9 protein-coding genes are annotated in these 8,114 nt (G+C 67.8%); 6 read left to right on the top strand and 3 right to left on the bottom strand.

Annotation, left to right across the window (positions count from 1 at the left end):
- The first annotated feature begins 125 nt into the window (after window positions 1–125).
- The 5 genes from J3476_RS26895 to J3476_RS26875 are packed head-to-tail and all read left to right on the top strand — an operon-like array spanning window position 126 to window position 4,186.
- Window positions 126–443 (top strand): urease subunit beta, encoded by a 318-nt coding sequence (locus tag J3476_RS26895; RefSeq protein ID WP_152517332.1) that lies wholly within the window; start codon window positions 126–128, stop codon window positions 441–443.
- Window positions 440–2,173 (top strand): urease subunit alpha, encoded by a 1,734-nt coding sequence (locus J3476_RS26890; RefSeq protein ID WP_207069331.1) that lies wholly within the window; start codon window positions 440–442, stop codon window positions 2,171–2,173. Before J3476_RS26895 ends, J3476_RS26890 begins: the two co-directional genes overlap by 4 nt.
- Window positions 2,173–2,826, top strand: a complete 654-nt coding sequence (locus J3476_RS26885; RefSeq protein ID WP_373889141.1) for an urease accessory protein UreF — start codon at window positions 2,173–2,175, stop codon at window positions 2,824–2,826. Before J3476_RS26890 ends, J3476_RS26885 begins: the two co-directional genes overlap by 1 nt.
- Before the next feature lie 28 nt (window positions 2,827–2,854).
- Window positions 2,855–3,559 (top strand): urease accessory protein UreG, encoded by a 705-nt coding sequence (gene ureG / locus J3476_RS26880; RefSeq protein WP_207069330.1) that lies wholly within the window; start codon window positions 2,855–2,857, stop codon window positions 3,557–3,559.
- Window positions 3,560–4,186, top strand: coding sequence for an urease accessory protein UreD (locus tag J3476_RS26875; protein ID WP_207069329.1), 627 nt, complete (start codon window positions 3,560–3,562; stop codon window positions 4,184–4,186).
- 12 nt (window positions 4,187–4,198) lie between these two features.
- Here the strand turns inward: J3476_RS26875 and J3476_RS26870 are convergent, their stop codons facing one another.
- The 3 genes from J3476_RS26870 to J3476_RS26860 form a co-directional block, all read right to left on the bottom strand.
- A complete protein-coding gene (locus J3476_RS26870) occupies window positions 4,199–5,572 on the bottom strand; it encodes an NAD(P)/FAD-dependent oxidoreductase (protein ID WP_207069328.1) in 1,374 nt (457 codons plus the stop codon).
- 200 nt (window positions 5,573–5,772) lie between these two features.
- The gene (locus J3476_RS26865) at window positions 5,773–6,711 is read right to left on the bottom strand and encodes an LLM class F420-dependent oxidoreductase (protein WP_373889139.1); all 939 of its coding nucleotides are present in this window, start codon (window positions 6,709–6,711) and stop codon (window positions 5,773–5,775) included.
- 108 nt (window positions 6,712–6,819) lie between these two features.
- Window positions 6,820–7,500, bottom strand: a complete 681-nt coding sequence (locus J3476_RS26860) for an SDR family oxidoreductase (RefSeq protein ID WP_207069326.1) — start codon at window positions 7,498–7,500, stop codon at window positions 6,820–6,822.
- A gap of 379 nt (window positions 7,501–7,879) precedes the next feature.
- Between J3476_RS26860 and J3476_RS26855 the strand changes: the two genes are divergently transcribed.
- The coding region (locus J3476_RS26855; RefSeq protein ID WP_286183831.1) for an APA family fibronectin-binding glycoprotein at window positions 7,880–8,114 on the top strand (235 nt) is incomplete at its 3' end.

The raw sequence follows: 8,114 nt of genomic DNA, 5'->3' as shown, positions 1-8,114 counted from the left end.
GAGCGCTTGCGCGAAGAGCAAGGAACCCGATGAGCGCTCGCGCGAAGAGCAACAAACCCGATGAGCGCTCGCGCGAAGAGCAACAAACCCGATGAGCGCTCGCGCGAAGAGCAAGGAGCCCGCCAGTGATACCCGGAGAGATCGTCTTCGGTGACGACGACATCGAGATCAACGCGGGGGCAACGCGGCTGGAGCTCGACATCGTCAACACCGGCGACCGGCCGGTGCAGGTCGGTAGCCACGTCCACGTCCCACAGGCCAACGCCGCACTGGATTTCGACCGCGCTACCGCGCGGGGATACCGCTTCGACATTCCCGCCGGCACCGCCATCAGATTCGAGCCCGGGATCGCACAACGCGTCACGCTCGTGCCGTTGGCCGGTACCCGCGAGGTGCACGGCCTGACCCTCGACCCCCCGGGCAGATTGGACGATCCGCGATGACCACGCTGTCCCGCTCGCGCTACGCCGGACTGTTCGGACCGACCACCGGCGACCGGATCCGCTTGGCCGACACCGATCTGCTGATCGAGATCACCGAGGACCGAAGCGGGGGACCGGGTCTGGCCGGTGACGAAGCGGTGTTCGGCGGCGGCAAAGTGCTGCGCGAGTCGATGGGTCAGTCCCGGGCCACCCGCGCCGACGGCGCACCAGACACCGTGATCACCGGCGCGGTGATCCTCGACTACTGGGGAATCATCAAAGCCGACATCGGCATTCGCGACGGCCGCATCTGCGCCATCGGCAAGGCCGGCAACCCCGACATCATGTCCGGGGTGCATCCGGACCTGGTGGTGGGGCCGTCGACCGAGATCATCGCCGGCAACGGGCGAATCGTCACTGCCGGGGCGTTGGACTGTCACGTGCACCTGATCTGTCCGCAGTTGATGGACGAGGCGCTCGGCGGGGGGATCACCACGATCGTGGCCGGCGGCACGGGCCCCGCCGAGGGAAGCAAGGCCACCACCGTCACCCCCGGTTCCTGGCATCTGGCCAGGATGCTCGAAGCCCTTGACACCTGGCCGCTGAACGTGGCGCTGCTCGGCAAGGGCAACACCGTCAGCGCAGAGGCGATGTGGGAGCAGTTGCGCGGCGGTGCAGCGGGTTTCAAGCTGCATGAAGACTGGGGTACGACACCAGCCGCCATCGACGCCTGCCTGACCGTCGCCGAGGCAGCCGGGGTGCAGGTCAACATCCACACCGACACGCTCAACGAGGCCGGCTTCGTGGAGAACACGCTGGCCGCGATCAAGGGCCGCTCGATCCACGCTTATCACACCGAGGGCGCCGGCGGGGGGCATGCACCGGACATCATCACGGTCGCAGGGCAACCCAACGTGCTGCCCAGTTCGACCAATCCGACTCGCCCGCACACCGTCAACACGCTCGACGAGCACCTCGACATGTTGATGGTCTGCCACCATCTGAACCCGAATGTCCCCGAGGACCTCGCGTTCGCCGAAAGCCGGATCCGACCGTCCACCATCGCCGCCGAGGATCTGCTGCACGACATCGGCGCCATCTCGATGATCGGCAGCGACGCCCAGGCGATGGGCCGCATCGGCGAGGTGGTCATGCGCACATGGCAGACCGCGCACATGATGAAGCGTCGCCGCGGCGCCCTGCCGGGCGACTCGGGGGGACCCCGCGGCGCGGACAACAACCGGGCGATGCGCTACGTCGCCAAGTACACGATCTGCCCTGCAGTCGCTCACGGTCTGGATCGCGACATCGGCTCGGTGGAGGTCGGCAAGCTGGCCGACCTGGTGCTGTGGGAGCCGGCGTTCTTCGGTGTCCGTCCGCATGCGGTGCTCAAGGGCGGAATGATCGCCTGGGCGGCGATGGGTGACGCCAATGCCTCGATCCCCACCCCGCAACCGGTCCTGCCCCGGCCGATGTTCGGTGCGGCGCCGGCTGCGGCGGCCGCCACGTCGCTGCACTTCGTTGCCCCGCAGGCGATCGAGGACGGTCTCGCCGACCGGCTGGCGGTGCGTCGCCGCCTGGTCGCGGTCGACAACGTCCGCGGGATCGGCAAGGCCGACATGCCGCTCAACGACGCCCAACCGGACATCGTGGTGGACCCGGACACGTTCACCGTGCGGATCGACGGTGAGGTGTGGCAGGAACAACCCGCCGCCGAACTGCCGATGGCGCAGCGTTACTTCCTGTTCTGATGACCGATCTGACCGGCTATTCGATGCTGCTGGCGCTGTCGGACTCGCGGCTACCCACAGGCGGTCACGTGCATTCCGGCGGGGTCGAGGAAGCCGTGACCAGTGGGCTGGTGGTGGATCTGGCGACGCTCGCCGCATTTCTGCGGCGCCGAATCCGGACGACGGCGTTGGTGGCCGCATCGATCGCGGCCGCTGTGCACCGCGGCACACTCGAGTCCGCGGCGGGCGGCACCGGCGACGCCGAAACCGACGCCCGCACACCGGCTCCCGCCGCACGCCAGGCATCCCGGGCGCAGGGGCGCGGACTGGTCCGGTTGGCACGCCGGGTGTGGCCCTCGTCGGATTGGGGCGCGCTGGGCGCCACGCCGCACCTGGCGGTGGCGCTGGGTGCAGTCGGGGCGGCCGGGGCGCTGGACCCCGAGCACACCGCCCTGTCGGTCGTGTACACGACGATGACCGGTTCGGCCACCGCCGCTCAACGGCTGCTGGCCCTCGACCCCGGCGACGTCGCGGCGCTGACCTTCGAGCTCGCGCCGCTGTGCGAGCAGACCGCCGCCGAGGCCGCCGCCGGTCTCGCCGACCTCTCGGACCCACTGCTGGACGTCTTGGCCCAGCGACACCTCGACCGTGAACGCCCGTTGTTCGCCTCGTGACAGTGAGGAGCTGCTGACCGTGCCACCGATGCCACCACATTTTCTCTCGGCCGACTCGCCCGGACACACCCACGACCACCCCGACCGTCCGCGCCGGGTGCGCCAGCCGGGCGAGCCGCTGCGCATCGGTGTCGGCGGACCTGTCGGTTCGGGAAAGACCGCGCTGGTGGCGGCACTGTGCCGGCAGCTGCGCGACGAGCTGTCGCTGGCGGTGCTGACCAACGACATCTACACCACCGAGGATGCGGACTTCCTGCGCCGCAACGCCGTTCTGCCCGACGAGCGGATCGCCGCCGTGCAGACCGGCGGGTGCCCGCACACCGCGATCCGCGACGACATCACTGCCAATCTGGATGCGATCGACGATCTGCTGGCGGCGCACACGGGGCCCGGGCGCCCCCTGGACCTGATCCTGGTGGAGTCCGGCGGCGACAACCTCACCGCGACGTTCTCCTCGGGCCTGGTGGACGTGCAGATCTTCGTCATCGACGTCGCCGGCGGCGACAAGGTGCCCCGTAAGGGCGGCCCCGGCGTCACGTTCTCCGACCTGCTGGTGATCAACAAGACCGATCTGGCGCCGATGGTCGGCGCCGACCTGGACGTCATGCGCCGCGACGCGGCAGCGGTACGCGGTGACCGACCGTTCGTGCTGATCTCGCTGACCGAGGACCCCGCGGCAAGTGCCGTGCTCGACTGGGTCCGCGCGCAACTGCAGGTTGCGCAGGACGCCTAGATGCGCTCTGAGGTCGTGATCGTCGCCCGGTGTGACCGCTCGCCCCGACTCGAATGCACCGGGGGGATCGCCGCACGGCGCACCGGACCGGACACCGTGCATCTGGTGTCGGCGGCCGCGACACCACTGGGGGGCGACACGATCCATCTTCGGGTCGTGGTGGAGCCGGGAGCGCGGTTGCGGGTGCGCACCGCCGCGGCGACGGTGACGCTGCCGGGGGCCGCCTGCGTGGAGTCACACGCGTCATGGTGCCTGGATGTCGCCGGCACGCTCGATCTGGATCCGCAGCCCACCATCGTGGCGGGCGCCTCCCGCCATTTCGCCCGCACCCGGTTGAACCTCACCGCCGGCGGCAGCGTGCGACTTCGTGAGCGTGTCCAGATCGGCAGAACCGCTGAACGCCAAGGCTTCTGGTCGGGATCACTGCACGCCGACGTCGACGGCAGGGCGCTGCTGCGCCACCGGGTCGAGCTCGGTGCGGGCTCCGTGGCAGACGACGCCCTCGCTGCGCCGCTGGCGTGTGTGAGCGAGTTCCACTACCCGTGCGCCGACGTCACCACGGGGGGAGTGACGCTCGCCCTGGCCGGGGGAGGCAGTCTGACCACCTGGCAGGGCGAGCGGCTCTGACGACGTCCCGCGTCAGCTGGCCGCCTTCTCCGTGTCCTGCACGGCCGCGGCGATGTCCTCGAGTTCTTCGATCCGGGTCCGCGCGTAGGCCTGCTGTTCGGTGATCGTCAGTTGGCCGCGGTTGGTCGACAGGAACGTGATCGTCCACGACAGCACCGTCACGATCTTGTTCTTGAAGCCGATCAGATACACAAGGTGCAGGCCCAGCCACGCCAACCAGGCGATGAATCCACCGAACTCCACCGGCCCGACCTTGGCGACCGCATTGAAACGGGAGACCGTCGCCATCGAACCCTTGTCGAAATAGTTGAAGGGTTCACGTTCGGCCGGATCGGCGCCCTTGAGCCCTGCCGCGACGGCCTTGGCCGCGTATTTGGCGCCCTGGATGGCGCCCTGCGCCATGCCGGGGACGCCCTCCACGGCGGCCATGTCTCCGACGACGAACACGTTCGGGTGGCCCGGGATCGACAGGTCCGGCATGACCTTGACGCGGCCGGCCCGGTCGAGTTCGACGTCGGACTGGTCAGCCAGATCCCGCCCCAGCGGGCTCGCCGACACCCCGGCCGACCAGACCTTGCACGCCGCCTCGATCCGGCGCATGGTCCCGTCCGGATCCTTGACGGTGATGCCGTTGCGGTCGACGTCGGTCACCATCGCGTTGAGCTGGATCTCGACGCCCATCTTTTCCAGCCGGGCCTGCGCCTTCTTGCCGAGCTTCTCGCCCATCGGCGGCAGCACCGCGGGAGCGGCGTCGAGCAGGATCACCCGCGCCTTGGTCGAATCGATGTGCCGGAACGCGCCCTTGAGCGTGTGGTCGGCCAGTTCGGCGATCTGACCGGCCATCTCGACGCCGGTGGGCCCGGCACCGACGACGACGAACGTCAGCAGCTTTTCCCGGCGGGCCGGGTCACTGGAGCGCTCGGCCTGCTCGAACGCGCCGAGAATGCGACCGCGCAGTTCCAGCGCATCGTCGATCGACTTCATGCCGGGGGCGAACTCGGCGAAATGGTCATTGCCGAAGTAGGACTGCCCGGCACCGGCGGCGATGATCAAGCTGTCGAACGGGGTCACGTACGTGTGCCCGAGCAGCTCGGAGCGGACGGTCTTGGCCTCGAGGTCGATGCGCGTCACGTCACCGAGCAGCACCTGGGCGTTCTTCTGGTCGCGCAGGATCACCCGCGTGGCCGGCGCGATCTCTCCTTCGGAGATGATGCCCGTGGCGACCTGGTACAGCAGCGGCTGGAACAGGTGATGAGTGGTTCGGGCGATCAACTTGATGTCGACGTCGGCCTTCTTGAGCTCCTTGGCCGCCGTCAGACCGCCGAAACCGGACCCGATGATGACGACCTTGTGCCGATCGGAACCCGTAGCTCCGGGATGGCTCATTGCTGCTCCTCGCGGACGTGTGAACGTCAATCCAACCAAGACGTGTGAACGTCAAATCTAACCAAGACGTCTGAACGTCACATCTAACCAAGACGTCTGAACGTCACATTCAACCGAGACGTGTGAACGTCTAGTACAACCGATACGTTAGTGGCCGTACTTCCCGCTGGCGCGGTGAGCTAACCCACCGCACCGGTTGTTCACCCGCCGACGAGCGGCTTGAGCGCTTCTCCCAGGGCGGTGATCTGGCCCGGCTGGTAGCCCACGGTCTGAGTCGGCACGAACAGGATCACGCCGTCGATGCCCGCGTCGAGCACCTTGGCCTGGATCTGTTCGGCGATCTGCTCCACGCTGCCGGCCACCATGCGCTGCTTGAAATCGTCGGGGATGAGGTCAGGGCTGATGCCCTCTCCGACGACGGCGCCGACCAGCATGCTGGTCTCGAGGGTCGCCGGGTCGCGGTCGATGGCCTCACACCGCTGCTTGACCACCTCGACCTTCTTGGCGAGCTCGTCGAATCCGGCGATGACGTTGAGGTGGTCGAAGTGCCGCGCGGCCAGCGGAATGGTCTTCTTCTCTCCGCTTCCGCCGATCATCAACGGAATGTGCTGGCGGAAGCGCGGATTGGCCATCGCCTCCTCGACCCGGTAGTACTTGCCGGAGAAGGTCGGCCGCTCACCCTTGAGCATCGGCAGAATGATCTGCAACGCCTCGCCGAGTTTGTCGAACCGGTCGGTGAACGTGCCGAACTCGTAGCCGAGCTGATCGTGCTCGAGCTCGAACCATCCGGTGCCGATGCCCAGGATCGCCCGTCCCTGGCTGATCACGTCGAGGGTGGTGATGTTCTTGGCCAGCAGGGTTGGGTTGCGATAGGTGTTGCCTGTCACCAACGTGCCGAGCTGCACGTGCTCGGTGACCGATGCCAGCGCACCGAGCGCTGTGTAGGCCTCGAGCATCGGCTGGTCGGGGGTGCCGATACCCGGCAGTTGATAGAAGTGGTCCATCACGAAGACGGAGTCGAACCCGGACGCATCGGCCTCCTGCGCCTGGGCGACGACGGTGGGGAACAGGTCGGCGACATCACCTTGACCGGATGCGCCGTAGGAGAAGTTGTTGATCTGAAGCCCGAGTCTGGTCACATGCATGACCCTACGACCCGGCGGCGAGGCACCGGTGAACGTTTCGCTACATGTGAAGCCCGGAATAAAACCACACCGCCGGTGGTTGGCGCCGGCCCGTGGCGGTCGTCAGCCGAAGTGCGCCAGGGCCCCGTGGCTGACGTGCAGCGTCTGGCCGGTGATGTGACGAGCCGCGGGCGTGGTCAAAAACAGTGACAGCCGGGCGATCTCGTCGCTCACGGTCGCGGAACCGGCGCCCAGTCCGTCGTAACCGGGCTCGTGACCCCGGCCGGCGGCCACCGCGTTGACGGTGATGCCCCGGATCCCGAAGTGGTGGGCCTGTCCCGCCGTCCAGTCGGCGATCGCGGCCTTCACGGCGGCGCCGGCGCTGCCTTCATTGGTGGGTTCGGGGACCACGGTGATGATCGAGCCGCCCGAACGAAGCTGATCACCGAGAACCTGGACGGTCAACATGGCCGACACCAGACCGCTGTCGAACATGTGTCGCCACTGCATGGCGTGGTCGGCGAGGGTGAAGGCGCGAGGATCGCCACCCTGCCACGTCGCGGCCGGGACGTTCACCACCGTGTCGAGGTACGCCGGGAATTGTGCCTGAGCCGCCGCCAGGGCTTTCGGGTCGCTGTTGTCCACCGCGATCATGCGGTCGTCGGAGACGTCGAGTTCCTTGGCGAGCACCTCGAGTTCCTGCCGGCGGGCTGCTGCGAGAATGACGTCATGGCCGGCCTGGGCGAAGTTCTGCGCGATCGTGCGTCCGAGATCGGTGTCGCAACCGGTGATCAACACATCCATGGACGATGCCTCCTGTCGTGTTCAACGCTGAACCCCCAGCGAGCACCGTCGATGTTACTGGACAGTAGCTATGGGATGAAATTCGACGCGCCGCGTCGGAGGCGCCCGCAGACTCCGGCGTCCGCCATCGTGTAACGAGGCCGCGGACCCGCGCGATCAACCGGGGGAGAAACACATATCGAGACGTCGGGCCCGCCCCGATCGGCTCACCCGGGCAGCCCCCGCGCAACGCGCGGGGGCGTCCTGCTGTCCACACCTAGGTAGCAACCCCCTAGAATAGCTCTATCTGAGCCTTCAATGGCTACAGCAATGTCTCGGTTGAGCACATTTTGAGCAACTCTCACTTGCGTCAGGGGCGCAACACGGTAGTTTCGTCCCCATGGATCAGCCGGACGCGCATCGCCACCGACGCAGGGGTTTCCCGAAGTCTCTCGGGCTCGCGGCGCTGGCGGGTGTCACTGCGGCAGCCTTGGTGCTGCCGGGGGTCGCCCAAGCCCAGCCCGCGCCTGAACCGCCACCTCCGCCGCCGGACACCGGCGTCGTCGAAGGCGCGCCACCGGCCGCACCCCCGCCTCCGGCTGCACCGCCGCCACCGGCGGATCCCAACGCACCCC

Origin of the sequence: Mycobacterium sp. PO1 (assembly GCF_017312405.1) — a bacterium.
In the GTDB taxonomy this organism is placed as follows: Bacteria; Actinomycetota; Actinomycetes; order Mycobacteriales; family Mycobacteriaceae; genus Mycobacterium.
This window is presented reverse-complemented; position numbering and strand designations above follow the sequence as displayed.

Bases quoted from the DNA above. Each gene is read 5' to 3' on its own strand.
- ureG (WP_207069330.1), top strand. From the start codon at position 2,855: ATGCCACCACATTTTCTCTCGGCCGACTCGCCCGGACACACCCACGAC.
- J3476_RS26885 (WP_373889141.1), top strand. From the start codon at position 2,173: ATGACCGATCTGACCGGCTATTCGATGCTGCTGGCGCTGTCGGACTCG.
- J3476_RS26860 (WP_207069326.1), bottom strand. From the start codon at position 7,500: ATGGATGTGTTGATCACCGGTTGCGACACCGATCTCGGACGCACGATC.
- J3476_RS26875 (WP_207069329.1), top strand. From the start codon at position 3,560: ATGCGCTCTGAGGTCGTGATCGTCGCCCGGTGTGACCGCTCGCCCCGA.
- J3476_RS26890 (WP_207069331.1), top strand. From the start codon at position 440: ATGACCACGCTGTCCCGCTCGCGCTACGCCGGACTGTTCGGACCGACC.
- J3476_RS26870 (WP_207069328.1), bottom strand. From the start codon at position 5,572: ATGAGCCATCCCGGAGCTACGGGTTCCGATCGGCACAAGGTCGTCATC.